26 protein-coding genes are annotated in these 25,883 nt (G+C 67.6%); 14 read left to right on the top strand and 12 right to left on the bottom strand.

Going from position 1 to position 25,883, the window contains the following annotated elements:
- Positions 1-9 precede the first annotated feature (9 nt).
- From NS1_RS21580 to NS1_RS21565, 4 genes are all read right to left on the bottom strand, one after another.
- Positions 10-831, bottom strand: a complete 822-nt coding sequence (locus NS1_RS21580) for a class II glutamine amidotransferase (protein WP_062987170.1) — start codon at positions 829-831, stop codon at positions 10-12.
- Positions 832-902: 71 nt separating this feature from the next.
- A complete protein-coding gene (locus NS1_RS21575; RefSeq protein WP_157125331.1) occupies positions 903-1,592 on the bottom strand; it encodes a hypothetical protein in 690 nt (229 codons plus the stop codon).
- Positions 1,593-1,681: 89 nt separating this feature from the next.
- A complete protein-coding gene (locus tag NS1_RS21570) occupies positions 1,682-2,425 on the bottom strand; it encodes a maleate cis-trans isomerase family protein (protein WP_062987166.1) in 744 nt (247 codons plus the stop codon).
- Positions 2,422-3,018: a TetR/AcrR family transcriptional regulator gene (locus tag NS1_RS21565; RefSeq protein ID WP_056810993.1), complete on the bottom strand. Its 597-nt coding sequence runs from the start codon at positions 3,016-3,018 to the stop codon at positions 2,422-2,424. The genes NS1_RS21570 and NS1_RS21565 overlap by 4 nt, the downstream gene beginning before the upstream one ends.
- A gap of 83 nt (positions 3,019-3,101) precedes the next feature.
- Between NS1_RS21565 and NS1_RS21560 the strand changes: the two genes are divergently transcribed.
- Positions 3,102-3,995 (top strand): DUF4437 domain-containing protein, encoded by an 894-nt coding sequence (locus NS1_RS21560; protein WP_062987164.1) that lies wholly within the window; start codon positions 3,102-3,104, stop codon positions 3,993-3,995.
- A 43-nt stretch (positions 3,996-4,038) separates the two neighbouring features.
- Here NS1_RS21560 and NS1_RS21555 read toward each other — a convergent pair whose 3' ends face one another.
- Complete coding sequence (locus tag NS1_RS21555) at positions 4,039-5,508, bottom strand: dihydroorotase (RefSeq protein WP_062987162.1); 1,470 nt, start codon at positions 5,506-5,508, stop codon at positions 4,039-4,041.
- A gap of 138 nt (positions 5,509-5,646) precedes the next feature.
- On the opposite strand from NS1_RS21555, the gene NS1_RS21550 reads away from it, so the two are divergent.
- From NS1_RS21550 to NS1_RS21540, 3 genes are read left to right on the top strand one after another with little or no spacing between them, the layout of a single operon-like run.
- Entirely contained in the window at positions 5,647-6,834 is a 1,188-nt protein-coding gene (locus tag NS1_RS21550) for a CaiB/BaiF CoA transferase family protein (RefSeq protein WP_062987160.1), read from the top strand.
- A 29-nt stretch (positions 6,835-6,863) separates the two neighbouring features.
- Entirely contained in the window at positions 6,864-7,691 is an 828-nt protein-coding gene (locus NS1_RS21545; RefSeq protein ID WP_062987159.1) for a cyclase family protein, read from the top strand.
- Positions 7,688-9,100 carry an MmgE/PrpD family protein gene (locus NS1_RS21540; RefSeq protein ID WP_062987156.1) on the top strand — a complete coding sequence of 471 codons (1,413 nt, stop codon included), beginning with the start codon at positions 7,688-7,690 and terminating at the stop codon, positions 9,098-9,100. The genes NS1_RS21545 and NS1_RS21540 overlap by 4 nt, the downstream gene beginning before the upstream one ends.
- A 55-nt stretch (positions 9,101-9,155) precedes the next feature.
- Here NS1_RS21540 and NS1_RS21535 read toward each other — a convergent pair whose 3' ends face one another.
- Positions 9,156-10,073: a hydroxymethylglutaryl-CoA lyase gene (locus tag NS1_RS21535; protein WP_062987154.1), complete on the bottom strand. Its 918-nt coding sequence runs from the start codon at positions 10,071-10,073 to the stop codon at positions 9,156-9,158.
- A 158-nt stretch (positions 10,074-10,231) separates the two neighbouring features.
- Between NS1_RS21535 and NS1_RS21530 the strand changes: the two genes are divergently transcribed.
- Both NS1_RS21530 and NS1_RS21525 read left to right on the top strand, forming a co-directional pair.
- Positions 10,232-11,446 carry a CaiB/BaiF CoA transferase family protein gene (locus tag NS1_RS21530; protein WP_062987152.1) on the top strand — a complete coding sequence of 405 codons (1,215 nt, stop codon included), beginning with the start codon at positions 10,232-10,234 and terminating at the stop codon, positions 11,444-11,446.
- Between the two features lie 13 nt (positions 11,447-11,459).
- Complete coding sequence (locus NS1_RS21525; RefSeq protein WP_062987150.1) at positions 11,460-12,077, top strand: isochorismatase family protein; 618 nt, start codon at positions 11,460-11,462, stop codon at positions 12,075-12,077.
- A gap of 73 nt (positions 12,078-12,150) precedes the next feature.
- On the opposite strand, the gene NS1_RS21520 is transcribed toward NS1_RS21525, so the two are convergent.
- Positions 12,151-13,047, bottom strand: a complete 897-nt coding sequence (locus NS1_RS21520; RefSeq protein ID WP_062987148.1) for a poly(ethylene terephthalate) hydrolase family protein — start codon at positions 13,045-13,047, stop codon at positions 12,151-12,153.
- Between the two features lie 102 nt (positions 13,048-13,149).
- On the opposite strand from NS1_RS21520, the gene NS1_RS21515 reads away from it, so the two are divergent.
- The gene (locus NS1_RS21515) at positions 13,150-13,857 is read left to right on the top strand and encodes a hypothetical protein (RefSeq protein WP_062987146.1); all 708 of its coding nucleotides are present in this window, start codon (positions 13,150-13,152) and stop codon (positions 13,855-13,857) included.
- 7 nt (positions 13,858-13,864) lie between these two features.
- Here NS1_RS21515 and NS1_RS21510 read toward each other — a convergent pair whose 3' ends face one another.
- Positions 13,865-14,650, bottom strand: coding sequence for an IclR family transcriptional regulator (locus tag NS1_RS21510; RefSeq protein ID WP_062987144.1), 786 nt, complete (start codon positions 14,648-14,650; stop codon positions 13,865-13,867).
- A 128-nt stretch (positions 14,651-14,778) separates the two neighbouring features.
- Here NS1_RS21510 and NS1_RS21505 point away from each other — a divergent pair, with 128 nt between their 5' ends.
- Genes NS1_RS21505 through NS1_RS21485 form a run of 5 tightly spaced genes read left to right on the top strand, consistent with a single transcriptional unit; the run spans position 14,779 to position 20,486 of the window.
- On the top strand, positions 14,779-15,267 hold the full coding sequence (locus NS1_RS21505; RefSeq protein ID WP_062987142.1) for a flavin reductase family protein: 489 nt from the start codon (positions 14,779-14,781) through the stop codon (positions 15,265-15,267).
- On the top strand, positions 15,264-16,538 hold the full coding sequence (locus NS1_RS21500) for an acyl-CoA dehydrogenase family protein (protein ID WP_255284630.1): 1,275 nt from the start codon (positions 15,264-15,266) through the stop codon (positions 16,536-16,538). Before NS1_RS21505 ends, NS1_RS21500 begins: the two co-directional genes overlap by 4 nt.
- Positions 16,535-17,923 (top strand): aldehyde dehydrogenase family protein, encoded by a 1,389-nt coding sequence (locus tag NS1_RS21495; protein WP_062987140.1) that lies wholly within the window; start codon positions 16,535-16,537, stop codon positions 17,921-17,923. The genes NS1_RS21500 and NS1_RS21495 overlap by 4 nt, the downstream gene beginning before the upstream one ends.
- Positions 17,920-19,068, top strand: a complete 1,149-nt coding sequence (locus NS1_RS21490; protein ID WP_062987138.1) for an FAD-dependent oxidoreductase — start codon at positions 17,920-17,922, stop codon at positions 19,066-19,068. The genes NS1_RS21495 and NS1_RS21490 overlap by 4 nt, the downstream gene beginning before the upstream one ends.
- Positions 19,065-20,486, top strand: a complete 1,422-nt coding sequence (locus NS1_RS21485) for an aldehyde dehydrogenase family protein (protein ID WP_062987136.1) — start codon at positions 19,065-19,067, stop codon at positions 20,484-20,486. The genes NS1_RS21490 and NS1_RS21485 overlap by 4 nt, the downstream gene beginning before the upstream one ends.
- 36 nt (positions 20,487-20,522) lie before the next feature.
- On the opposite strand, the gene NS1_RS21480 is transcribed toward NS1_RS21485, so the two are convergent.
- The 4 genes from NS1_RS21480 to NS1_RS21465 all read right to left on the bottom strand — a co-directional run bounded on the left by NS1_RS21480 (position 20,523) and on the right by NS1_RS21465 (position 23,193).
- Positions 20,523-20,822, bottom strand: coding sequence for a Dabb family protein (locus tag NS1_RS21480; RefSeq protein WP_062987134.1), 300 nt, complete (start codon positions 20,820-20,822; stop codon positions 20,523-20,525).
- 67 nt (positions 20,823-20,889) lie between these two features.
- Complete coding sequence (locus tag NS1_RS21475) at positions 20,890-21,468, bottom strand: neocarzinostatin apoprotein domain-containing protein (RefSeq protein ID WP_157125330.1); 579 nt, start codon at positions 21,466-21,468, stop codon at positions 20,890-20,892.
- A 19-nt stretch (positions 21,469-21,487) separates the two neighbouring features.
- Entirely contained in the window at positions 21,488-22,078 is a 591-nt protein-coding gene (locus tag NS1_RS21470) for a neocarzinostatin apoprotein domain-containing protein (protein WP_062987130.1), read from the bottom strand.
- Positions 22,075-23,193 carry a hypothetical protein gene (locus NS1_RS21465; RefSeq protein WP_157125329.1) on the bottom strand — a complete coding sequence of 373 codons (1,119 nt, stop codon included), beginning with the start codon at positions 23,191-23,193 and terminating at the stop codon, positions 22,075-22,077. The genes NS1_RS21470 and NS1_RS21465 overlap by 4 nt, the downstream gene beginning before the upstream one ends.
- 237 nt (positions 23,194-23,430) lie before the next feature.
- On the opposite strand from NS1_RS21465, the gene NS1_RS21460 reads away from it, so the two are divergent.
- Positions 23,431-25,044 carry a carbon-nitrogen hydrolase family protein gene (locus NS1_RS21460; RefSeq protein ID WP_062987126.1) on the top strand — a complete coding sequence of 538 codons (1,614 nt, stop codon included), beginning with the start codon at positions 23,431-23,433 and terminating at the stop codon, positions 25,042-25,044.
- 19 nt (positions 25,045-25,063) lie between these two features.
- A complete protein-coding gene (locus NS1_RS21455; RefSeq protein ID WP_062987124.1) occupies positions 25,064-25,873 on the top strand; it encodes an oxidoreductase in 810 nt (269 codons plus the stop codon).
- Positions 25,874-25,883: the final 10 nt, after the last annotated feature.

The following is a 25,883-nucleotide window of genomic DNA, read 5'->3' as shown; positions in this document are numbered from 1 at the left end:
CCCGCGAACTCAGCCCGGCGAAACGGGCTGGAAATCCACCAGTTCGTCCGCCCCGGCCCGCACTATTCCGGCACAGGATTCGGGTATCTCGTTCCACGCGCCGGGAAGATCGCGTAGTGGTTCCGACACCACGAAGCGGGTCTGGTCGCCTAGGCGGTGCAAGACGTCCACCTCCGGATGCAGTGCCCGCAGGTCAGCGATCTTTGTCGAGAAGAACAGCGACCTGGACTGTCGTTCACTCGAGTAACGAAAGATCCACAGGGATTTTCCATCGGTCGTCGCGACGGTCATCTGGACCGGATTCTCCACCCGGCGCATACGCCCGACATCTTCGACGAATCCGACCGCGCGAGCGACGGCACCGAGGGGATCGTCGGTGAGACCGAACGTCAACGCCAGATAGAACAGCGTCTCCGAATCCGTCGATCCTTCGAGGTCGCAGAACAATGCTGGATCGATCGCGGTGACCAGGTCACGGCGGACCTCGCGGAACCCGCGCAGGGCGCCGTTGTGCATCCACAGCCATCGCCCGTGCCGGAACGGATGGCAGTTACTCCGCTGCACCGGTGTCCCGGTCGACGCGCGGATATGGGCGAGCAACATCGACGTCCGGATCTGACCGGCGACCTCACGCAGATTTCGATCGTTCCACGCCGGTTCGATGCTCTTGAATATCGCCGGCTCGTCACCCTCGCCATACCAGCCGATCCCGAAACCGTCGCCGTTGGTCGTTGTCGCGCCGAGGCGGGAATGCAAACTCTGGTCTATCAATGAGTGCCGCGGTTTGAACAACAGTTCTTCAGCGAGAATCGGCTCCCCTGAATAAGCCATCCATCTGCACATACATCTATTCAAACAGACCGGACCGCCGATGTTAAGAAGCCGGGATATCAAGCACGCTTTTACGATGTGGCCTGCCCGAGCATCATACGCTTCAGATAGGCGTGCGCGACCAGCGTGCAATAGTGCTGCCCCTTGAACGCCTCCGGGATACCGGGGGTGTCATAGGGGACGTACAACGCCTTGGACGGAATATGCAGGACTCCGTCGGCATCGATGGTCGTGGTGGGGAATTCGGCGACCCACTCCTGACCGGTCGCCGCGACGGTGTCCGGGTCGATGACGATGTCGCGAGACTTGTGCACCAACGCTTTTCGTTCGTCGTTGGTGAGATCCTTGGCGACCTCGCGCACCGTCCGCTCGTTGACCTCCGCGCAGGTGCCTTCCTCGCCCGTGACGCGCGCACCGTATTCGGCGGCGATGTGATCGGCCGATTTCCCCTTGCACCGCACCTGTTTCGGCTGGGTCTTCCCGGCGTCCTCATAGGTTGTGTACCGCGTGGTGGTGAGCGGGCGAAGCTGCGGCTTGGACGTGGCGAAACCGGCCGCGTCCGGATAGTCCACATTGTCGAGGGTTCCACCCTCGTGTTCGAACTTGCGCGGGTGCAGATCCGCGGTCTGCGTCTGCGCGCGAATGCACAGGTTGCCGTAGTCGGTCGGGTCCGCCCCCGCGGGCGCGGCCGAGAGCGGGCTCAGCGCCGCGGCGGCCAGGGCGAGAGCGAGTGCGGAAGCACGCCGAGTTGATACGAACACGCGATTCTCCATTTCTGGAACAAGGTTTCATATAGGAAACACCGTTCCGATGAGAGAAACAAGAGCGCTCGCGAGGTCGCGCCACAGGATCAGCGCTCGCGCAGCAGGCTGCCCGCACCCTGCGCACGGTCGTCCAGGCCGTGCTCGCGCAGCGCATGCCACAGCGTGGCGGCATTGATGGCGACAACGGGCTTGCCGAGTTCACGCTCCAACTGGTCGGCGAGCGCGACGAAGGACAGGTTGGTGCCCACCTGGACGATCGCTTGCACATCCGGTCCGTCGATGTCGGCGACGACCTCGCGTAACCGGTCGGCCTCGACGCGGGCGATGTCCGTCGCGGTCGCACAGCGCAGTCCGGTGATCGCGGCGACGTCGAATCCCGCCTCGGTGAAGAAGCGGCCGACCTCTCTGTCCGCGATCGGCTGATACGGCGAGAACACCGCGATCCGACGGCAACCGAGTTCCCCGAGGGCGGCCCGGCAGGCGCTCGCACCGGTCGTCACGGGTAATCCGGAGCGCTCGCGCAGGCGCTGCTCGAAGGCCGCGTTGCCCGCTACCCCACCCCAGAAGGTCTCGGCGGACATGCCCATCACCAGGCGATCGGGTTCGGCGGTCAGCACATCGCGCACCGCGGTATCGATGGAGGTGCGAATCTGACCGAGGAGGGCTTGGAAGTCCTCGTCGTTGCCCATCACCGGGTTCGGGATGTACATCGATCCCGAACGGTAGGTGATGCCGGGCAGCGCGACCCGCCAATAGTCGTGTTCGACAACAGTGTTCGTGCTCGGCACGATCACACCGAAGACGGCTCGGGTGCCGACAGCGTTGGTCATCTGCTCATTCCTCGGGAGGTCGGGTGGCGCGCCGGGTCGGTAGCCCGCGCCAGTAGGTCGTCGACGGCGCGATGCGCCCGGCTCCGATCGGCCGCCCGGTCGAGCAGCAGCGCGTCGACGAGCAACGGCGAGACAATCGCCATGGCGGCCTCCTCGACGTCGCACTCGGCGTCGACAGCGAGCGCGCGGACCGAACGATGGATCGGTGCGAGCAAGTCCATGACGTAACGCTGACGCAGCGGCACGCAGTCCGGATCGGTGGCCGAGGCGGTGACCAGCGCGCGCAGGAAGGCGGCAACGGGTTTGTCGCGCAGGCGATCACACAGCAGATCGACTTCGGCGTGCAGATCGGCGGCCGGGTCGCCGGACGGTTGCGGACCCGGGTGCGGGGCGACGGCGATCAGGGCCGCGAGGAAGTCACGCGGCATCGGCCAGTGCCGGTAGATCGTGGTCCTGGCCACGCCCGTCACCGCGTGCAGGCGTTGCGGCGTCAACGCGGCGCCGCCCTCGGTGAGCAAGAGATCCAAGGCCGCGGAGAGCACGAGCTGTGCGGTCTCGGCGGCGGGACCGGCTGGGCGTCCTGGCTTGCTCACAGGAATAAACGATACATCTTGTCTTGGTTATTAATAACCAGTACATTCTGTAGTGGAATTACCTTTCGCTTCAGGAGGACCCCATGCGTCCACATGTCGAAATCATCGACGAACGCGATCTGATCCAGCACCCCGCCGAGTTCCAGCACGCCACCGGCAGTGCCGAACAACGCAATCTCAGCTACGACGAGGAAGACGGCTCCGCCTCGCTCAAGGTCCGCTTCACCAGCGACTGGTCGCGGCCCGCCGGCGTACACCACGCCGCGACCGAGTGGTACGTGCTGTCCGGCCAGGTAACCATCGGCGACACCGAACTCGGTCCCCACGGCTTCTGGACGGCGCCGACCGGGGTGTGGACACCGGCCCTCTCCGTGGCCGAGGGCACCGAGATCCTGCTGTTCAGGGAAGGGGGCGACTGGCACTTCGATATCGCCGACGCGGACCGCGATTTCGTCCGCGAAGACCAGAAACTGGTTGTCCTCGACACCGCGGCGATGCCGTGGATCGACGTCAAGGACGGCAGCCCGATGCGGTTCGACCTGGGCGGCACCCCCGTCCCCGGCCTCTACATCAAGCTGCTGCAGCGCGATGTGACGACCGGCTTCTACACCCGTCTCATCAAGGCCAAGCCCGGATGGCGCGAGGAACCCCTCGCTCATCACCCGTGCAGCGAGGAGGCCTACTGCCTCGACGGCGGTTTCGACTACAACTTCGGAAAGATGTGGCCCGGAACCTATTTCTGGCGGCCCGCCCTGATTCGCCACGGCGACTTCACCGCCGACGCCGAACACGGGTGCACCTGGATCGTGCGCTCCGATGCCGATCTCGTCGACTGGTACACCGACAACGCCAAGATCGAGATATCCGGCGACGCGACGAACTGGGGACCTGACTTCGCGCACAGCCTCGCACCACGGCTGGTCGAGCCGGTCCGCTCCCGTTCCATCGGACAGTGGACCGACCCCACCTACCAGTGAATGCGACACCGCCGTCGCTCCCTTGCGGCGCGGTCGGCGCCGATCAGCTGCCGTCCGGGCCGCGCCGCAGGTAGCGGCCGTGCGCAGGGCCCTGCAGTTGCCCCTTCCGCACGATGTGGTTTCCGCGCAGGAACACATCGGTGACGCTCGCGGTCATCTCGAAGCCTTCGAAAGGTGTGTATTCCTGCGCGGATTCGGAGTCCGCCGCCCGCACCGTCCATCGTGTGACCGGGTCGACGAGCACGACATCCGCGTCGTATCCCACGGCCAGGTGCCCCTTGCGGCTCAGCCCGTAACGACGGGCGGGGTTGGCCGCGGTGAGTTCGGCGATGCGTTGCAGTGACAGACCACGCTTGCGCCCCTCACCGACCAAGCCGGGAAGCAGATACTCGGCGCCACCGAAGCCGGATTTGGCGAGGAACACATCCTCGCGATCGGCGCCGAACTTCTGTTCGGCCCGGCAGCACGCGTGATCGCTGACCACCCAGTCGATCTCGCCCGCCAGCAGATGCCGCCACAGCGCCTCCACATCGGCGCGCTCACGCAACGGCGGATTCACTTTGCCGCCGATACTGTGGGCGGTGTCGACATCGGCGAGCAGGTGGCCGATGGTGACCTCGCGGCGGAAGTTCACATTCGGGAACGCCTCGGCCATCGTCAGCGCGGCCGCCACTGCCTTCTCCGACGACAGATGCAGCAGATTGATGTTCGCCAGGCCCGTCTCGTGTGCGAGATAGGAGGCCATGGTGATCGCGAGGCCTTCGGAATGCGCTGGGCGCGAGGCACTGTAGGCGCGCAGCCCGGTCTGCGTGCTGTCCTGTTCGACCAGCGCGGTGTAGGCGGCCATGATCTCGGCGGTCTCGCAGTGCAGCGACAGCGAGATGTGGTCGCCGTACTTCTCGCGAGCGCGCTGGATTCCCCGCATCACGAATTCGAAGTGGGCCAGGTCGTAGCGTTCGGTCGGCGGGATCATCAGGAAATCGGCCTGGTCCGATGATCGGCCGTGCAGGCCGTGGCCGCCGTAGAACATGAAGATCTTGAACGAGGCGATTCCGAATTCTTCGACGAGATAGGGGATTTCGTCGATGTGCTCGGCGGTCATCGGCGCCAGGTGCAGGCCGTAGTCCACCTGGGATCGCCCGGCCATCCGGTCGAGGACCTCGGGGACGAAATCGCGATAGGAACCACCGCGGTTGAGGTAGTAGCGCCCGGTACGCATGTAGGTCAACGAGGTGGTGACACCGCCCTGGGCGCAGGCCCGGCTCTCGCTCTCGGTGTCGGCGGCGAGATCGCGGTAGATCCCCCAGTGCTGGTGGGCGTCGACGACGCCAGGGAAAGCGAGCAGGCCGTCGGCATCGATCACCCGCGTCCGGTCGTCGACGGGCAGGTTCGGGCCGATCGCGTCGATCGTGCCCCCGGAGATCGCGATGTCGAGGGGTTCGGGACTCTCCGAAAATGGGCCGTGCGGACGTACTACGCGGGCATTGCGGATCAGCAGTTCGGTCGCGGGCACAGCAACCCTCCAAGTTTCTCTGTGCGAAACAGTATTTCCACTTTGGCGATCATCGCAGTAGCATGCGCTGGTAGTCAATGTCGTGAGCTCCCTCACCGTTTCGGTACGGGAAACGCTCGCGGCGTGAAGGAGTGAGCAATGGTGCAGTCGCTAGCCGGAATCCGGGTGCTCGATGTGGCGACGCTGTTCGCCGGCCCACTGGCGGCCACCCTGCTCGCCGATTTCGGCGCCGACGTCATCAAGATCGAGCATCCCCAAGGCGATCCGGTGCGCAGCCACGGCGCCCAGCGCAACGGGGTCGGGCTGTGGTGGAAGATGCTCGGCCGCGGCAAGAAGTCGGTGACGTTGTATCTCGGCTCGCCGCAGGGCCAGGAGATCTTCCGGCGCATGGTCGCCGACGCGGATGTGGTGATCGAGAACTTCCGGCCAGGCACCCTCGAGCGATGGGGACTCGGCTACCCCGAACTGCGTGCCATCAACCCACGCCTGGTGCTGGCACGGGTCACCGCATTCGGCCAGTTCGGACCCTACGCGCGACGGCCCGGCTTCGGCACGCTCGCCGAGGCGATGAGCGGTTTCGCGGCCGTGACCGGTGAACCGGATGGCCCGCCCACCCTGCCACCCTTCGGGCTCGCTGACGGAATCGCTGCCCTGACAACAGCTTTCGCGATCATGACCGCACTTCGTGCCCGCGAGCACGACGGTCACGGCCAGCAGGTCGACCTCGCCATCATCGAACCGATCCTGACCCTGCTCGGCCCACAGATCATCGCCTACGACCAACTCGGCGAGCTACAACCCCGGATGGGCAATCGGTCATCGAACAACGCGCCGCGCAACACCTATCGCACCGCCGACGGGGGCTGGGTCGCGGTCTCCACCAGCGCGCAATCGGTCGCCGAACGGGTGGTGCGGTTGGTCGGACGACCCGATTTCATCGACCGCCCCTGGTTCGCCTCCGGCAGCGAAAGGGCCGGGCACGCCGATGAACTGGATGCGGCGGTCGGCGGCTGGATCGCACAGCACAGCACCCAGGAGGTGATACACGCCTTCGACAATGCCGAGGCCGCGGTGGCGCCGATCTATACCGCCGCCGATGTGCTGGCCGACCCGCAGTTCCGGGCTCTCGGATCGATCATCTCGCTGCCTGACGACGAGCTGGGCCAGGTGCGTATGCAGAACATCCTGTTCCGACTGTCGGAGACGCCAGGCGAAATACGGTGGACCGGGCCGCCTTTGGGCGCGCACACCGACGACGTACTCAGTCGCTACGGCGTCGACGCGAGCGACCTCGCCGAGCTTCGCGCTGCCGGGGTGATCCGATGACAACGACACCACGATCACAGGAGTCCGCCATGCCCGAAGAAGCCGCCATCGATCCGTTGATCGTGGCCGTGCGAGGCGATATCCGGTTGATCGAGTTGGGGCAGCCCTTCTTCACCGGCATGCCGTGCTCGCCGAATCATCCCGGCTTCCGCATGACGTTGGCCCGCAGACACGGTGACATGGTGCGTGCCGACGGCGGCTCGGCCGCCAACGAGATCATCGTGACCGGCGGACATGTCGGCACCCACATCGACGCGCTCAGCCACGTCAGCCACAACGGCGCGCTGCACGGCGGGGTCGACGCGCAGGAGGCCCAGCGTGGCGGCAAGTTCAGCGCGCACGGCGCCGAACATCTGCCCGGCATGCTGCGCCGCGGCGTTCTGCTCGACATCGCTCGGGTGCACGAGACCGACACCCTCCCCGGTGGCTACGAGATCACGGTGGACGATCTGGCAGCGGCGGCCCGGCAGGCACGAGTCCAGGTGACGGCGGGCGACGTCGCGCTGATCCGCACAGGATGGTCGCAGCTGTTCGACGAACCCGGCGCCTACCTGGGCCAGGCAACCGGCGTCCCGGGGATCGGCGTCGACGCGGCCCACTGGCTCGCCGATCACGAGGTGTCGGCGACCGGTTCCGACACCACTGCCTACGAGTGCATAGCGCCGGGGGCAGGCCACAGCATCTTGCCGGTGCACCGGGTGCTGCTCGTCGATTCCGGCATCTACATCATGGAGCACCTCGCGCTGGAGGATCTCGCCGATGCCGGGATCAGCGAATTCGCTTTCCTGCTCGCCCCTTTGCGCATTGTTGGCGGCACCGGCTCCCCTATTCGCCCGCTCGCGGCGGTCAGCCGATGAACGACGCCACCATCGTGGCGCGAGTGGCCGCCTTCGCCGCATCGGCGCGCGAGCGTGGCGTCGGGGACGAGCTGCGCGCCAACGCCGCGCAGCGAGTGCTCGATGTGCTGGGCAACAGCATCGCCGCGCTCGGGACGTCACCGGTACACGCCGTGCGCACGGTGATCACGGAGTGGGGCGGCGCACCTCGGGCCACGGCACTCGGCCTGCCCGGTCGCTGGCCCGATGCGAGTGCCGCGCTACTCGGCGGGACACTCGCGCATGCCATGGATTTCGACGACACTCATCTGCCCTCGGTCTTGCATCCCTCGGCGACGGTAGTGCCTGCCGCCCTCGCGGTCGCCGAATCCCGCCATGCCGATGGTGCCGCGCTGCTGGATGCCATCGCCGTCGGGGTGGAAATCGCGGTCCGCGTCGGCATGGCGGGCTACAACGAAGCGCTGGGCAATTCGGTCTTCTTCGAACGGGGGCTGCACGCGACCGCCATCTGCGGCGCCCTCGGTGGCGCCGCGGCCGCTGCGATGCTGTCCGGCGCCGATGCCGACGGCATCGCCCACGCGATCGGCATCGCGGCGAGTATGGGATCGGGGCTACTAGAAGCCAACCGCACCGGCGGCACGGTGAAGCGGGTGCACTGCGGGTGGGCCGCACACTCCGCGGTCACCGCCGCCGCCCTCGCGCGCGCCGGGTTGACCGGGCCGCCGACGGTCTTCGAGGGACGATTCGGGCTACTGCAAGCGTTCTGCGGCGAGCAGAGCAACCCGGCCGCGATCCTCGACGGTCTCGGTACCCGCTGGGAGCTGCCCGGCGTGTTCTTCAAGCCCTACCCCTGCAACCATTTCACCCACGCGGGCATCGACGCGGCCCTGCGCCTCCGCGCCGACGGCATCACCGCCGACGATATCGAGCGCCTCGAACTCGGTGTGCCGACCGCGGTATCGCGCACCATCGGCGAACCGCACGCCGACAAGATCCGCCCGAAATCGGGCTACCACGCCGCCTTCTCCGGTCCGTACACCGTAGCGGCAGCACTCCTCGGCGGCGGCGGCCTGGGCGTGTTCCACCAAGACTTCACCGATGCGGCGGCCGCGGACCCCGCCCGGCTCGCCCTCGCGGCTCGGGTCACCTGTGTCGCGGATCCGCGCTGCGACGCGATCTTCCCTCAGCAGTTCCCCGCTGTCCTCACGGCCTGGTTGCGCGACGGTCGCGTCCGTACCGAGCGCGTCGAGGTGAACCGGGGTGGTCCCGGTAATCCGCTGTCCGCAGACGAACTCGCTACCAAGTTCCGGCTCAACACCGAACGCACCTTCTCCGGCGAGCAGGCCGACGAAATCAGCAAGGCGGTCGCCGATCTGGCGAGTCAGCCCGATCTGGACGCTCTGATGGCGCTGCTGCGCGAGGCGCGGTAGCGACGCCCCCGCGCGAGACTGTGCCCGCGGGGAGCGCTGCGTGCGACAACAACGATTACGCGTCGACCGGTGCGGTTCCGGCCGGTTCCGGGAACAGACCGGCCCGTCCGAGGAGAGCGGGCACCGGCTGCCCGAGCAATTCGCCCAGCCACGAACCGGTTTCGATGACCCGCTCGAGCTGGACGCCGGTCTCGATGCCCATCCGGTCCAGTGTGTACAGCAGATCCTCGGTGGCGATATTGCCCGTCGCGGCGGGTGCGAAGGGGCAGCCGCCGATGCCACCGGTGCTGGTATCCAGGATGCCGACACCGGCGTTCAGCGCCGCAACGGCATTGGCGTAGCCGGTGTTTCGGGTGTTGTGGAAATGAAACCGCAGGTCCGCATCAGGGGCGATCCTCGCCACGCCGGTGGCGAGCGCGCTGACTTGATCCGGGATGCCGACGCCGATCGTGTCGGCGAGGGCGATCTCCTCGGGTTGCGCCTCGGCGACTCGGCGCACGAGTTCCAGCGCCGCCGATTCGGCGACGTTTCCCTCGAAGGGACAGCCGAACGCCGCGGCGATCGTCACCGTGCGGCGCACCCCCGCCTCTTTCGCTCTGGCCGCCAACGTCATCCAGCGCTCGATCCCCTGCTCGGTCGAGCAGCCCTGGTTGCGCAGGCTGAACGAATCCGTGGCGACGACCACCACATTGATCTCGTCGACACCCGCCGCCAGCGCGCGATCCAAGCCGCGGTCGTTGAATATCAGCCCGGCGTAGGACACGCCGTCGATCCGTGGCACTCCCGCCATGACGGCCTCCGCATCCGCCATCTGCGGCACCCGCTTCGGGTGGACGAAGCTGACCGCCTCGATCCGGCGCAGTCCGGCGTCGACGCTGCGTTGGATCAGCCGAATCTTGTCCTCGACCGTGATGACGACCGGCTCGTTCTGTAGGCCGTCCCTCGGCGCGACCTCGACCAACGTGACGTTCACAGATCCTCCAGATTGCTGTCGACACAACGCTCCCGGCGCGGGGCAGCCGAGCCATCTTGCCGGTCTGTTCCGCTACGGGATACATTGTATCCAAGCTGGCGGTTCGCGATATGTCCACCGCGACATCGACGCAGGCACCACGGAATGGAGACGACCACATGGCAGTCGAGGCGACAACACCGACAGGTCCGCTTGCCGACCTGCGGGTAGTGGAGATGGGTCAGCTGCTCGCCGGACCGTTCGCCGGCCAGCTGCTCGGCGATCTCGGCGCCGAGGTGATCAAGCTGGAATCCCCCGGCACCGGCGATCCGATGCGGCAGTGGGGCCGGGAGCAGTCGGCGGGCAAGTCGCTGTGGTGGCCGGTGGTGGCCAGGAACAAGAAGTCGGTGACCTGCAACCTTCGCGATCCCGGCGGGCAGCAGCTGGCACGGCAGCTGATCGAGCGCGCCGATATCGTGATCGAGAACTTCCGGCCCGGCACCATGGAACGCTGGGGCCTCGGATTCGACCGGCTCCGCGAGCACAATCCCGGGCTGATCATGGTGCGTGTCACCGGATACGGCCAGTCCGGGCCGTACTCGCCGCGCGCCGGATACGGCTCCATCGGGGAGGCCATGGGCGGAATCCGCTATGTGACCGGCGATCCCGACCATGCCCCGGCCCGAGCGGGCATCTCGCTCGGCGACTCGCTCGCCGCGGTCTTCGCCACCATCGGCACCCTCGCGGCGGTGCACCACCGCGCGAATACCGGGCGCGGCCAGATGGTGGACTCGGCCATCTACGAGGCGGTGCTCGCGATGATGGAGTCACTTCTCCCCGAATTCGCGGTCACCGGGTATCAGCGCGAGCGCACCGGATCGGTGCTGCCGAATGTCGCACCCAGCAATATCTACCCCACCCTCGGTGGCGAGATGATCCTGGTCGCCGCGAACCAGGACACCGTCTTCGCCCGCCTCGTCAAGGCCATGGGCCGCCCCGAACTCGCGACCGACGAACGGTATTCGACACACAACGCCCGCGGCGCCCGGATGACCGAGTTGGACGACCTGATCGCCGCGTGGACCGCGACGTTCGAGACCGAGGAGCTGCTCGCGCAGCTGCACGCGGCGGGCGTACCAGCGGGCCGGATCTTCACCGCGCGAGATATGTTCACCGACCCGCACTTCGCCGCGCGCGAGGCCATCGTCCGACTCGCGCATCCGGAGTTCGGCGAGCTGCCGATGCAGAACGTCTTCCCGAAACTGAGCGAGACCCCGGGATCGGTGCGCCATCCCGGCCCGGAGCTCGGCGAACACAACCAGGATGTCTACGGCGGCCTGCTCGGTCTCGACGAGAAGGCCATCGGCCGACTCGCCGCCGACGGCGTCATCTGAGAAGGAGGCCGCCATGACCGATCGTGCGGGCGAATACCGTCGCTCCGGCTACAGCGCGCGCCTCGGCGCGGGCAACTCCCCCGCCGTGCTGGTGGTCGACATCTGCGCCGCCTACGTCACCGACGGCTCACCGCTGCGCGCACCGGTGGAGGACGCGGTGCGCGCCGCCGCTGCCGTGGTCGCGCGGGCACGAGAATCCGGACTGCCGGTGATCTTCACCCGGGTCCGTTTCGAGCCGAATGGTCCCGACGGCGGGCTGTTCCGTCGCAAGGTACCCGTGCTCCGGGTCTTCGAGCAGGGCAATCCGCTCGGCGACTTTCTCGACGACCCGGCACCGGCCCCCGGTGACGTGGTCATCACCAAGCAGTACCCGAGCGCATTCCACGCAACTCCGCTGGCGGCGACGCTGGCCGCTCAGCGCATCGACACCCTCGTCATCGTCGGTCTCACCACCAGCGGTTGCGTGCGCGCCTCGGCGACCGATGCGATGCAGCACGGTTTCCGACCACTGGTCGTCGCCGACGCCTGCGGCGATCGTGACGCCGCCCTGCACGAGGCCAACCTCACCGACCTCGACATCAAGTACGCCGATGTCCTCGGCCTCGAGGAAGCCCTCGCGGTACTGCGCTGAACCGGAGCCCTCGGATCGACTGATGGTTCCGCCGCTTTACTCGGCGACGGAACCATCAGCACCGCACTGTGTTTCAGCGCAATTCGATGGTCACCGTGGGGTCGGATCCCGCGGCGGCGCGATCGATGCACTCGCGCGCCTCGGCATCACCGAGCTGGGCGCGGAACCACAGTGCGGTCCACCGCGCGGCGGCGTACACCGACTGATCACGAGGCATGGTCGACTCGTGCAGGTCGGGTACGGCGCCGGGCGGGTTGTTCTGATCGATGAGGCCGAAGTGGTTCGCCCCGACAAGTCTCACGAAGGCCGCGGCCGGTGCGCCGGTCAATCGGGTGAAGGTGTCGTAGGCCTCGACGGGTTCGGAGACACCGTCGAGTGTGCCGTTGATCAGCATCGTCGGAATGTCGTTCACCCGCACCGGATCCACACTTGCGCCGATCGTGGTGTTGGTGCCGTGGCCGACGATCGCGCGCAGTTCGGGCGGGTGCCGATACGACACACCGAAGCAGAACGGCAGCTGGCATCGGTTCGCGGCAGCGTAGAGGGCCGTCGCGCCACCGAAGGAATGCCCGGCGGCCACCAGGGTTTCCGGGTCGATGACGGTTCGCACCGGTGAGGACGGGTCCCCCGGTTGAGCGTGCGCCCACGCCGCGATATCGGTGAGCGAGTATTCACTGGCCAGGCTGCGGTCGACGAACGGCAGCGGGTAGTGCTCGGGAATCACCACCACGAAGCCGTATCCGGCGAGTTCGGTGGCGAACCGACCGTAGTACTCGCGCTTGACGTCAGCGCCGGGCAGCACCGCCGCCACCGGTAGTGCGCGATCGGCGCCCAGCGGATACCAGACCGTGGTCGCGTCACCGGCGACGTGGGTCTCGAAGTGGGCGACGCCGAGCTCGGCGGAGGCGGGTGCTGGTGTTGTCACAGTCACCGAGAGCAGACAGAAGACGGTCAGGAAGAAGGCGCGCATGGAGCCCCCCGTTTCGTTTGCAGAAACAGCGTTTCGGTATGAAACTAAGGCGGAACGGTACTTGGAAACACTGTTTCCCGAAAGTCGAGGACGAGGATTCCCATGGGCCAACATCCGCACGGTTGGTGGATCGTGCTGCACCTGACGCTGTTCGTGTTCTGGCTCGGCGGCGATCTCGGCGTGTTCTATTCCAGCCGGTCAGTGATCGATCCGGCGCTCAGTCCGCCCGCCCGCGCCACGGCGCTGACGATCATGAGCGGCTTGGATCTGGCGCCGAAGGTCTGCCTGGTCCTGTTCCTACCCAGCGGAATCACGCTGATGGCACTGGAGCCACACGGTGCGAGCCTGTTCGGCATCGCCCTGTTTCCCTGGTGGTCGGTCGTGCTGGTGTGGATCTTCGCCGCGGGCTGGTTGGCGCTGGCGGTGCAGGCACACCGCACGCACGGGAAAGTCGCCTCGATCCGTCGCGCCGACCTCACCATCCGGATCGCGGTGATCGCGGCCATGACCGGAGCAGGCGGCTACGCCCTGCTGGCGAGCGAGCCGTTCGGCGTCACGACCAACCCACGCTGGCTCGGCGCGAAAATTCTGCTGTACACCCTGGCGATCGCCGCGGGGCTCGGCATCCGAATGACCTTGCGGCCCTTCGGTGCGGCCTTCGGCACCCTGATGACCGAGGGGTCGAGCGAGGCCGTCGAGCGCACCTTGCGGCGCAGCGTCGACGGTTGCCTCCCCTATGTGTGGCTGATCTGGGGCAGTGTGCTCGCGGCGGCGGCACTCGGCGTCGTCAAGCCCGGTGCCCAGCTGTGAGACGTGGCTACGCCGTGTAGCCCAATTGGGCCGAGATCGCCCCGGCCGCCTTCAGCAGCATCGGAACACAGTCGGCCATGCGCGGCTGGAAGCGCGAGAGCGGACCGCACACACTGATCGCGGCGACGACCCCACCGTCGTGGTCGAGGATCGGCGCGGCGATGGAGGCCGCCCCGATCTGACGCTCTCCCATCGAGATCGCATGACCACGCTTCTTCGTGGCGTTCAGTTCCGTGCGCAACTTGCGGGCCGACGTGATCGTCGCGTCGGTGAACGCGGTCAGCTCGTGCCTGCTCAGATATTCGTCGATCTCCTCCTTGCGCAGGAACGCCAGGATCACCTTGGAGGAACTGCCCGCGTACAGCGGGTACGGCACACCGAGCACGACCTCCATCCGCAATTCCTGATCCGGCACCACCTGATCCACGTACAACCTGGTGTCGCCGCGGCGAATCGACAGGGTGGCGGTCTCGCCGGTCACCGACGCCAGCCTGCGCAGCTCCGGCGCGGCCATCACCCGAAGATCGGTGCGCGCCAGATACGCCCGGCCGAGCGCGATGGCGGCATGTCCGAGTGCGTAACGCCGAGTAGCCGGTTCGAGGGTGATGAGGTCGCGATTGCGCAGCGCGGTGAGAATCCGGTGCACCGCGGCCTTGGTGATACCGAGTTCGGTGGCGATCTCGGTGACGCCGAGGTCGGGCCGGCCGCTACGGCCGAACAGCAGCAGCACATCCATGGCGCGTTCGACCGCGGCGATCGACCGGCTCTGGTTGTCGGATTCGATTTCGGGCACAACGACAGTCTAAGTGGTCGATTTCCCGATGGGAAACACCATCCCCATCGGGATGACGCTTGCGTCGAGTCGGTATCGAGCGTTACCGTGAGTGGAACAATGTTTCCACTATCGAAACGGATGTCCAGGTGGAGCCGAACATTCTCCGCGCGGTCCTGGCCCAATGGGCCAGCGGCGTCGTGGTCGTCACCACCGCCAGGGCCGACGGCGGCCGACACGGCATGACGGCCAGTTCGTTCACCAGCGTGTCCCTCGACCCGCCGCTCATCTCGATCTGCCTCGCTTCCACGAGCACGACCTGCCGAATGATCCGCGAGAGCGGTATTTTCGCGGTCAACGTCCTCGGGCACGATCACGAGGCCATCGGCAGACGCTTCGCGTCCATCGCCGGGTCCGCACCAGCGGATCGCTTCGCCACCGGGCATTGGGACACCGCTCGCACCGGCGCGGCGGTATTGACCGACGCCGTCGCGTGGCTCGATTGCGCTCTCACCGACTGCCACACCGCGGGCGACCACACCATCGTCGTCGGGTCCGTGCAGGATGCCGCGACGCCCCGGCCCGCCGCGCCACTCATCTACCACGACCGTAACTACCACGAGGGGATCATCCGATGATCGGTGCACGACTCGTCGAGGACATGACCGACGCCGAACGCGCACGCGCACAACGGGTCGACGACGTGCTGCCTGTCCTGCGCGCGGCCGCCGAGGAAGCCGATCGGCTCGGCACTTTCCCACCCGGCCACGTCGAACTGTTACGCGCGGCCGGGCTGCTCGGGCTGGTGGTACCAGAGAAGTACGGCGGACTCGGCGGCACCCTGCGTGATCTGGCCGCCGCCACCTTCGCGATGGGTACCGCCTGCCCTTCCACCGCGCTGGCGTTCTTCTTCCACAACACGAGCGCCTCCCGCGGCCTGCTCCCGCTGGAGGCCATCGATGCCGGACTGTTCGCCGACGACGAGATCCCCGTCGTGCGGGCCTTCGCCGAGAAGGTCCTCACTCGTATGGCCGAAGGCACGTGGCTCGCGAACTTCGCCTCTGAAGCGATCAAGACTGCCGCCGCGAACATCACCATCGCCACCACCGCCCGCAAGGTCGAGGGCGGCTGGATCCTGCAGGGCGAGAAGTCATTCGGCTGCGCGACCGGAGTGGCCGACTTCTACCTGACCTCGGCCAAGCTCGAGGGATACGACACCGCCGAGGGGCTGGCGACCTTCTTCGTGCCCCGCGACGCGCCGGGGGTGAGCGTGCGGGCGCCCTGGGACGGGCTCGGCATGCGGGCCACCGCCAACAACGGCATTCGACTCGACGAGGTCTTCGTCCCCGAGGACGAAGCCTTGGCGGTGCCCGGCGCGTTCGCGAAGATGCTCACCATGAGCAGAGGCAGTTTCGTCGGCAACCAGCTCGCCATCGCGGCGGCCTACACCGGCTGCGCGCAGAATGTCTACGACGAGATGCTCGCGGCGACGACCACGAAGACCTTCGCCGATACCGGCGAACCGATCGCTTCCTCGCCGGTGCACCAGGTCCTCATCGGTGAGATGACACGACACTTGCAGACCGCCTACCTCTGGTTGCGCTATCAGCTGACCGTGGAAACCGCGGAGCCGCCGTTCAAACCGAAGTCGGAGGTGTTCACCCAGTGGCGTCTCGGCAAGGGCGCGGTGACCGAAGCCTGCTTCCAGGTCGCGCTCGGCGCGTTCAAGGCGGGCGGCACGTCCGCGGCGGGGATGAGCGGGGTGGCCGGGCGCGCACTGCGCGATCTGGCCATGGGATTGGTGATGACCTTCCCGGCCGAGCGCGGCATGCTCGAGGTCGCCCGCATCGTGACCGACGCCAAGGCGAACGAATTGTTCGCCACCGCACCGACGAAGGCGGACCGATGACAGCCCAACTCCCCGACATCGCCGACCTGATCGATGGGGAATGGGGCACCCCGGCCGTGGATCTCGCTGTCGCGCTGGAAGATCCGGCCACCGGGAAACCCATCAGCAGGGCGGTCGCGACGGCGACCGAGCGCGTCGAGCGGGCCATCGCGGTGGCCGATGCGGCGGCGGGACGGATCACCCCCGACATGCTCGACGCGATCGCCACCGGCTTGGACAAGCGGCTGCCCTGGATCACGGAGCTGGATACGCGCGCGACCGGCGTCCCGATCGCCCAGACCTCGCTGCTCGGTGCGATCGTTTCCGGATCGTTTCGGCTCGCGGCCGAGCAGCTGCGCACCGGAGCACTGCGCCAGGACCGCGACGGGGTCGAGGTGCATCGGCTGCCACTCGGCCCTGCCCTGTGCCTGGTGCCGTGGAACGCGCCCGCGCCCATGGCCGCCCATAAAGTCGCCAACGCGCTCGCCGCCGGTTGCCCGGTGATCCTCAAGGTCAGCGAACTCGCTCCCTACAGCTCGATGGCACTGGCGGAGGCGATCGCCGAACACGTGCCCGCCGGCATGTTCCAGCTGGTGCAGGGTGGTGCGGAGGTGGGCGCACAACTCGTCGCCGCGCCCGAGATCAAGGCGGTCTCGTTCACCGGCGGTCTCGGCGGCGGACGTTCGGTCGCCACCGCGTCCGCCGGGATGTTTCGCCCCTGCCAGCTCGAGCTCGGCGGCAACAATCCACTCGTGGTACTGCCCGACGCCGATATCGCTACCGCCGCGCGGATGGCCGCCGAACTGCTGACCACCCTGAACGGCCAATGGTGCCGGGCACTGGGCAGATTGATCCTGCCCGCCGACCGGGCCGAGGAATTGGTCGACGCGATCGGTCGACACCTCGCCGGACTTCGGGTCGGTGACCCCCTGGATCCGTTGACCGAGTTCGGGCCGCTCCTGCATTCGAAACATGTTCAGACCGTGCGTCGATCGTTCCTCGACCGCGAAGTCCGCACCTTCGGCGCGGTGCCGGAAGCCGGCAACTTCCTCGCCCCCGCACTACTCGACGGTGATCTGCCGGATGAGGTCTTCGGTCCGGTGGCCGGTGTCCTCACCTATCACCGGGTCGAGGAGGCGGTAGCGCTGGCCAATGCCGTGCCCTACGGCCTGGAGGGCTACGTCTGCGGTGCGGACGAACAACACGCGCTCGGCATCGCTCGACAGATCCGCGCCGGTGAGGTGAAGGTGAACGGCTCGTCCATCATGAGCCTGCACCTGATGACGCCGCGTCCCGCGTGGGGGCTGTCCGGACTCGGCGAGGAGGGCACGGCGGAGACGCTGCGCTTCTTCACCGGTGCTCGCGTCGTCGGCGTCGAAGGTCGCTTCGCCCTGCACACCTCATGAGCAAGCCCACCGTTGTCGTCGTCGGCGCCGGGCCGGTCGGGCTCACCGCCGCTCTCACGCTCGCCCGCCGGGGTTTCCCGGTCACCGTGCTCGAACAGGGCGACGAACTGGCCACCGAGTCGCGCGCCTCCACCTTTCATCCACCGACCCTCGAGATGCTGCGAGACCTCGGTGTCCTCGATGCGTTGTTACGCAAGGGCATCCGCGCGTCGACCTTCCAGTACCGGGAGCGCGGCGGCGGCGAGATCGCCACCCTGGATCTCGACGTGCTGGCCGAGGACACCCCCTTCCCGTTCCGCGTGCAGTGCGAACAGAGCACACTCACGCCGATCCTGCTCGATGCCCTGGGCGCCGTAGCCGATGTCCGGTTCGGCCACCCGGTGAACGGGTTGCTCAGTACCGCCGATTCGGTGGTGCTGCGTACCGCGAAGGGGCCGGTCCGCGCGGATTGGGTGATCGGCGCCGACGGTGCGCATTCCGCTGTCCGGCGCGGCCTCGGCGTCGAATTCGGTGGCAGCACCTACCCGGAACGGTTCCTGGTCGCCTCGGTCGATGAGGACCTGGCCGCCGCACTACCGGGTATCGCGCCGATCAACTATGTCTTCGACCCGGACGAGTGGCTGGTGCTGCTGCGCACCCCACAACACTGGCGAGTGCTGTTGCCGACTCCGGTCGACACCGATGACGAGGACGAATTGCGGCGGCTGCCGGAGCGACTGGCGGCGGTTGTCGACCTCGGCAGACCGTGGCGGCTGGCCCACGCCTCGCTCTACCGGGTGCATCAGCGGGTCACCGACCGATTCCGATACGGCAAGGTCCTGCTGATGGGCGATGCGGCCCATGTCAACAACCCGCTCGGCGGGATGGGCATGAACAGCGGAATCCACGATGCGGTCCAGCTGGCGTCCGCGCTGTCCGATGTCCTCGAGGGCGGCCCGGAAGCCCAGCTCGACGAGGTGGCGACGCACCGTCGAAACGTTGCCGTCGACCATGTTCAGCGCATCAGTCACAACAACTGGAACCGGATGCGTGACCGCGACGCCGGCTACCGCGAGCACCTGCGCGAACTGGCCGCCGATCCGGTCGCCGCGCGCGCCTATCTACGGCGGGCCTGCCTGCTCGACTCGCTGGAGATCCGGCCGTGAGAATCGATCGCGAGAATCCGGCCCACCCGCGCGAGATCGTCGGCACCGTGACCTCGACCGCACCGGACGCGGTCGAGGCCGTGGTACGCGCGGCACATGCCACGTTTCGCGAATGGTCGCGATGCCCACCCGAGACCCGCTTCGCCGCGCTCGGCACCGCCGCGGACGCACTCGATGACCGCGGTGCCGACCTGGCGATCCTGCTGGCGCGCGAGACCGGTAAACCCGTCACCGATTGCCGGGGCGAAATCGGCTTCGCCGCACACTATCTGCGCTGGGTACGCGGCCATGCGGCCGAGGTCTTGCGTACGCGCACAACAGACGACGCGCACGGCCGAATCACCTTGACCGCGAGACCTTTCGGAGTGGTCGCCGCCATCACCCCCTGGAACGCCCCGATCATTCTCTCGATGCTCAAGCTGGGTCCCGCACTCGCCGCGGGCAATGCGGTCGTGCTCAAACCGTCGCCACTGGCACCGCTCACCGTCACCGCCGCGGCCGAACTACTGCCCGCCACGACAGTGATCCATGGCGGCCCGGATACCGTGCACGCGCTGATCGCGCACCCGCTGGTGCGCAAGGTCGCCTTCACCGGTGGCGAGGATGCCGGGCGCGCGATCGCCGCCGCCGCCGGACGCGCGATCAAGCCGGTGACGCTGGAGCTCGGCGGTAACGACCCGGCAGTGTTCCTGGACGACTTCGCCCTGTCCCCAGCGGATTTCGAACGCCTGGTCCTCGCCTCCTTCGCCACGGCGGGCCAGGTGTGCATGGCCGCCAAACGGCTGTACGTTCCGCAGACTCGGCTGACCGAGTTCGTCGAGTCCTATATCGCTGCCGCACAGCGCATCCTGACCGTCGATGATCCGCTGGACGACGATGTCACCATGGGCCCGGTAGCCACCACGGCGGCCGCCGAGCGCGTACGCGGACTCGTCACCGATGCCAGGAATCGGGGCGCCGACATCGTCACGCTCGCCACCGCGCCGACCTCGGAGGGCTATTTCCTCGACCCGATCCTCGCGCTCGGGGTCCCCGACGACGCCGACCTCGTTCGCCTGGAGCAGTTCGGCCCGGCCGTCCCGCTGCTCACCTATCGTGACGAAGCCGAAGTCTTGGCCAGGGCAAACGATTCCGACCTCGGCCTGGCCGCCTCGGTATGGTCGGCCGACGAAGACCGCGCCTGCGCGTTCGCCGCTCGCATCGAGGCAGGCTTCACCTTCATCAACACCCACAACCGCACCGGCATGTCCCTGCGGGCCCCGTTCGGCGGTATCAAGAACAGCGGCTTCGGTCGCGAGTACGCCGAAGAGGGCCTGCGCGAGTACGTCCAGACGACCGTGACGCACGCTCCGGGCGCCTTCCGCGCCGACGGCGCCGGACTGCCCGCGGGGGCCTATCCCACCACGGCGCGCCCGTAGCGAAACATCCCGGAGGGACGGCCGTCTGAGCGCGGGTTACCTCCGATAGTCCACGACGGCTCGACCGGCCAGCCGGGGGACGAGCCATCGGGCGACCTCCCGGTGCGCCGGATGCTGTTGGTAGGCAGCCAATTCCGCCTCGGAGGTGTGCGTGGTGGTCAGGCACAGGTCATAGGAGACCGGCGTATCGAGTTCGTCGAGGACGACGGTGAGCGAACGGATGTGTGGGACAGTGCCGTCGAGGCCCGACAGCAGAGCACTTGCCTGGCGCGCATCAGCTCGATGCTGGAACTTCATCAGCACGATATGGGTCAGTACCTGGTCGTTTGTCGGCATCGGGGTCCTCCGTTCGCGGATCGGCCGGACGGCACGGCGGCGACAAACCTCCGTGCCGTCCGGGGATTCAGTTGTTTCGGCCGCGCCTGCGTACCACGAGGGCTACGGCGACCGCGGCGATCACCACCACGCCGGCGGCGATGCCGACCGTCATGGCGGTATTGCTGTCTGCGTCCTCGGACTCGGCCTCGGCCGTATCGGTCGCGGTCACCGGTGTTCGGGCGGCGGGGCCGAAGGTCAACGGCACCGAGGCGAGGATCTCGGTCGCGTTCGTCAGGCTGGTGACGCTGATCGTGCAGGCACCGGGGGCCGAGGCGCAATCGGCGGTACCGACGGTGGCTACCAGGGTGATCGCCTCTTTGCCGGGGTTGGGTTGCCACCGCCCCTGCCCGTCGGCGGCGCCGAGCATCGAGCCGGCGAGATGACAGTCCGCGGGACCGGTGATCTGCGGTTTGCACTGCCCGACCGCCACCGCGGGCATATTCGCGGGCAGTCCGTCCAGCGTCACGGTGACGGTCTGCCCGGCCGCCAGTCCGGTGGACTGACTCACCTGCAAGGTAGGTGCGGCCGTCGCCGGGGTCGCACTCCAGATCGCGGCGACCGCGACGGCCCCGAGAATCCCGAGCGGGGTACCGATGCGTTTCATATCTTCCTCCTGATGGATTTCACAATCGCCGCCGATCGGCGAGGGCACTACCGGCGACGATCACCAGCAAGCCCGCGGTTACCGCCCACAGCACGGTGGACGGGCCTTCGGTATCGGAGTCCGAGCGCAGCGCGGCAGCCGGGGCGGGGGCCGGTGGAGTCGGCGGGCCGGAACCCGCGAAAGCCACCGATACCGCAGCCGAATTGGCTGCGATGACCGAGGGTGGTTCGGTGCCCGGCAGCGGTGCGGCCGCGATCACGCACTGCTGCTGAGTGCAGTCGATGGCGTGGAACGTGTGGTGCGCGGTCAACGTCAGCGGGCCGAAGGTGCCGTCCCCACCGATATTGACGAAGGTCGCGCCGCCGTCGAGATCACAGTCCTTCAGCCCATTGGTGAAGCCCTGTTTACACATACCCACCGCGACCGCCGCCAGACCGGCTCGAAAGCCGCTGCCGCTGACAGTGATTCGCTGTCCTTCGGTCAGGTCGGCGCTCGCGCTGACCTGTATCGCGGCGGGCTCCTGCGCGAATGCCGCTGCCGGAAAGCCGATCAGACATCCGCCGAGCACTGCGGCCGCGGCCGCTCGGGTCATCGTGGCGAAACCATTCACGGCGCGCCTCCTTCGTTGATTGAGCTGAGCACGCCCTGCGGAGGTGATGCGGCGTGGTCGCGCCTGCCGCCGAGCCGGGCCGCGACGAGTACGCAGGCGGCCAGCACGGTCAGCGCAGATCCGGTACCGATGACCCGACCGAGCAGATCGACGAGTCCCAGCCCGGCAAAACCCGCGATCGCCGTGACAACGGCGGTCGCGGCGGCCCGATCGGCGTGCAGGGACATCTCCCCGTCGAGGGCCGTCATCGCACGTGCCGCCGCCGTCAGGGTCACAGCCAGCCCGACCGTCAGCAACACCGGCCCCGATGCGGTCGCCACGAGCACCGGTCCGCCTGCCGCCAGGATCAACAGCACGGGCACGGCGGCCGGTCGACGCCCCGGCAGCGCGAGCACGAATACCGCGGGTGCGGCAGCGAACGCCAGCCAGGTGAGTTGCTCGGCTCCGAACTCGTTCCAGCGGAACAACAGCAGATGCAGCGCGGGCAGCACGGTGCCCCCGACCACGAGTCCTTCGGCGACATATCCCGACAGCGCGGGACGTGGCACCGCGCCGATTGTGGCAGGGCGGCGCGAAATCGGTGCTTCGGCGAGGCGTGCTCGCAGGAGTCCAGTGCTCGCACCGAGGACGGCGGTCAGCGCCCCTGCGGCGATCACACCGGCTCCGGGATTCTCGTAGTACCGGCCGGCCAGCAACGCGGCGACGGCCAGTCCCGCTGTCGCCGCGGCGTGCATGACGACAAAACTCTGGCGTCCGAGATCGGCTGCGAGAGTGCGGCCGGCGACCAGCAGCGGCCCGGTGAGGGTACCGGCCACCAGCACCGCGACGGCGAACACCGCGACGGTATCCGCGGCGCCCGCCACCAGAACGGCGATGCCCGCGAGAACACCACACACACTTGCCATTTCGACCGAAGAACGCACACGCCACAGACACAGCAACGCGGCGAACAGACCCAGCACCGCACCGGTGAGCACGATGTAGCCGACCACTGCGCCGGGCACTCCGACCATACCGCCCAGGGGTTTGGCGAGCAGCACCAGCTGCCCACCGGCGACCGGTCCGGCGGCGACTGCGCAGAGGGCGGCCGACACGGATGCGCGATGTCTCGTCATCCTCAACCTCCACTCATGTTCCGCTGAGCGAAACACAGTTTCACGATTGCCACATTGAACCCGCGGTGCCGACCACTGTCAAGACAGACCAGAAGAAGCGGGATTTCAACGAATTACGGGCGCGTGAAATGTCGAACCACCCCTGGACAGATCCTTCACAGGGGTACAGAATCAGGGCACTGTTGGAAACAGCGTTTCGTTGTACGAAACGCTGCACGAGTGAGAGGGTCCGAGTTCATGACCCGAGTCGCGGCCGCACAACTCGCCGCGGGAACCGACGTCGCGGTCAACCTCGACGCCTGCCTCCGCATGATCGACGCCGCGGCCGCCGCGGGCGCCGAACTGGTGGTTCTTCCCGAATTCTGTAACCACCTATCTTGGTACGAGGACCGTGCGCACGCGCGCCGAATGGCCTGCACACCCGGCGACACATTCTGTGGTTCGATCGCGCAGCGGGCGCGCCGACATCGGCTGTTCGTGAAGATCGGCGTCACTCTGGCCCGGGCCGACGGCCGCACCACCGGCACCAGCCTGCTGTTCGGCCCCGACGGCGAACTGCTCGGCGAATCCGACAAGCAGATCCTGATGGGCGCCGAGAACGACTATCTCGATCCGGGCCTGACCGAATCGCCGGTGCTCGAGACTCCCCTGGGCCGGATCGGTATGTACGCCTGCATGGAGGGCGTCATCAACGAGGTCACCCGGTCGCTGGCACTGCGCGGTGCCCAGCTGTTGCTCAACAGCCTCAACTCCTTCGCCGTCGACGAAGCGAGCCTGCACATTCCGGTACGAGCCGCGGAGAACAAGGTCTGGGTGGTGGCCGCCAACAAGGTCGGCCCACTGCTCCCCGCCGACCAGCTGCCCTCGATCGCGGACCGCCTCGGGGTGCCGCAGGATCGGCTGCACGGCGCGGGCGAAAGTCAGATCGTCGGCCCCGACGGCGTTCCGGTCGCGGTAGCGCCTGCCACCGGTGAGGCGATCGTCGTCGCCGATATCGACGTGTCACTGGCCGATGACAAGCGCCGACCGGACGGCACCGACATCCTCGCCGCGCGCAGGCCCGAGCTCTACGCCCCACTCACCACCACACCGCGCGGGCGACGCGCGGCGGCCGGGGCCGATTCGCTGAGCACCGCGCTCGCGGTCGCCGACCCGGGGCTACTGGCCCGACTCGCCGCCGACGGAGTCGAGTTGATCGTGCTCCCCGAGCTCGCGGCGATATCGATACCGGAAGTCGTCGACGCACTGGACGGCACAACGGCGCACGTGGTGCTGAGTGCGCGCGTCGGCGGTGCGCACCACGGTGTGCTGGTCACCGCCGACGGAGTGCTCGGCCGTCAAGCTCAATTGCATCCGACCAAACGTCTTCCGTGGCTGACGGAGCCGGGCACCGAATTGACCGTCTTCGACGTGCCTTGGGGCCGACTGGCCATCGTGGTCGGCGACGACGCGCTCTTCCCCGAGACCTTCCGGCTGGCCGCGCTCCAGAACGCCGACATCGTGGCAGTACCCTGCTCGCCGACCGAACCGTGGGAGTTGGCACTCGGTCTGTCCGAACGCGCGGCGGAGAACCGGCTCAATGTGGTGGCCGCCGGAAGCGACGAACACGGCGGACTGCTCGGCGCGGTGTACGCGCTCAGCCCCGACTTCACGCTGTGGACCGCGTGGAGCGGCCCGTTCACCGGTGTGATCAGTCACCCGATCGTGACCGTCACACCGCCCGACGCAGCCGAGGTCCGGGCGACCGTGCGGCCGGCGCAAGCCGTGAACCGCACCGTATCCAAAGGCACCGACCTGGTGGACGGACGCCCTCGGTGGCCGCTGGACGCCATAACCAGGCACGCGCAGTGACGACAGAACCGGAGCAACGATGAGTGAAACCGTGCAACACGTCGAGCAGATGGTCGACACCACCGCCAGAGTCGACGTCACCGAGACATTCCAGGAATGGCGAGAGCTGTTGAGCGGGCTGAAATCCCGGATCGCCGAACGCTTCGAGCTGACCAGAGATCCCTCGACCGAGGCCCTGGAGAACTACGGCGACGCGGCGACCGGACCCTCGGGGAGCCTGGCCGCCTATACCGGCCCGGAGATCGACTGGCTGGTGCACTCCTGGATCGGCGACCCCCGCACCGGTTTCGTCAATCTGCATCTCACCGCGTGGCTCGGACCACAGATCCAGGTTCCGCATCTGGGCGTCGCGCTGCTGCTGTGGCCGCAGGGTTGGTTCTATGTCGACGCGGTACCACGCGGCGACCTGGTCGGCGACGGCGATTATTTCGACAGCTACTACGCCGACAACGACGCGCCGTGGTTGGCCTTCAAGGAAGAACATCCCGATTTCACCTGGTTCACCAGCCGCACCGGCTTCATCCGGTCCAGCCTGTCCCCCACCGCGTATTGCTACTCCTTCCCACCGAATCAGGCCAATCGCGAAACGGTCGCCGAGATTCTCACGGCGCGGGTCGAGCAGTGGCTCGGGTGGGTGGACGCGGCGACGCCGGTGCCCGTCGGTGAGCGGGCCCGGTTGGCGGAGCGAGACCTGGCAATCCGTCGCAATATCGCCGAACGCGATCCCGCGAATGCCATGGGCGAGCGGATGTTCGGCGCGGATCTGACCCAGCGTCTGGTGCGTGGCCTGTGGGGCGGCGACCGAGTTCTGCCAAGGCCCGTCGGATGAGTGCGCACCC

It is taken from the genome of Nocardia salmonicida NBRC 13393 (assembly GCF_001613085.1).
GTDB lineage: Bacteria > Actinomycetota > Actinomycetes > Mycobacteriales > Mycobacteriaceae > Nocardia > Nocardia salmonicida.
This window is presented reverse-complemented; position numbering and strand designations above follow the sequence as displayed.

Excerpts from the sequence above, each read along its gene's own strand:
- NS1_RS21580 (WP_062987170.1), bottom strand. The coding sequence starts at position 831 with ATGGCTTATTCAGGGGAGCCGATTCTCGCTGAAGAACTGTTGTTCAAA.
- NS1_RS21570 (WP_062987166.1), bottom strand. The coding sequence starts at position 2,425 with ATGACCAACGCTGTCGGCACCCGAGCCGTCTTCGGTGTGATCGTGCCG.
- NS1_RS21560 (WP_062987164.1), top strand. The coding sequence starts at position 3,102 with ATGCGTCCACATGTCGAAATCATCGACGAACGCGATCTGATCCAGCAC.
- NS1_RS21550 (WP_062987160.1), top strand. The coding sequence starts at position 5,647 with ATGGTGCAGTCGCTAGCCGGAATCCGGGTGCTCGATGTGGCGACGCTG.
- NS1_RS21545 (WP_062987159.1), top strand. The coding sequence starts at position 6,864 with ATGCCCGAAGAAGCCGCCATCGATCCGTTGATCGTGGCCGTGCGAGGC.
- NS1_RS21540 (WP_062987156.1), top strand. The coding sequence starts at position 7,688 with ATGAACGACGCCACCATCGTGGCGCGAGTGGCCGCCTTCGCCGCATCG.
- NS1_RS21530 (WP_062987152.1), top strand. The coding sequence starts at position 10,232 with ATGGCAGTCGAGGCGACAACACCGACAGGTCCGCTTGCCGACCTGCGG.
- NS1_RS21525 (WP_062987150.1), top strand. The coding sequence starts at position 11,460 with ATGACCGATCGTGCGGGCGAATACCGTCGCTCCGGCTACAGCGCGCGC.
- NS1_RS21520 (WP_062987148.1), bottom strand. The coding sequence starts at position 13,047 with ATGCGCGCCTTCTTCCTGACCGTCTTCTGTCTGCTCTCGGTGACTGTG.
- NS1_RS21515 (WP_062987146.1), top strand. The coding sequence starts at position 13,150 with ATGGGCCAACATCCGCACGGTTGGTGGATCGTGCTGCACCTGACGCTG.
- NS1_RS21500 (WP_255284630.1), top strand. The coding sequence starts at position 15,264 with ATGATCGGTGCACGACTCGTCGAGGACATGACCGACGCCGAACGCGCA.
- NS1_RS21495 (WP_062987140.1), top strand. The coding sequence starts at position 16,535 with ATGACAGCCCAACTCCCCGACATCGCCGACCTGATCGATGGGGAATGG.
- NS1_RS21490 (WP_062987138.1), top strand. The coding sequence starts at position 17,920 with ATGAGCAAGCCCACCGTTGTCGTCGTCGGCGCCGGGCCGGTCGGGCTC.
- NS1_RS21480 (WP_062987134.1), bottom strand. The coding sequence starts at position 20,822 with ATGCCGACAAACGACCAGGTACTGACCCATATCGTGCTGATGAAGTTC.
- NS1_RS21475 (WP_157125330.1), bottom strand. The coding sequence starts at position 21,468 with ATGAAACGCATCGGTACCCCGCTCGGGATTCTCGGGGCCGTCGCGGTC.
- NS1_RS21465 (WP_157125329.1), bottom strand. The coding sequence starts at position 23,193 with ATGACGAGACATCGCGCATCCGTGTCGGCCGCCCTCTGCGCAGTCGCC.
- NS1_RS21460 (WP_062987126.1), top strand. The coding sequence starts at position 23,431 with ATGACCCGAGTCGCGGCCGCACAACTCGCCGCGGGAACCGACGTCGCG.
- NS1_RS21455 (WP_062987124.1), top strand. The coding sequence starts at position 25,064 with ATGAGTGAAACCGTGCAACACGTCGAGCAGATGGTCGACACCACCGCC.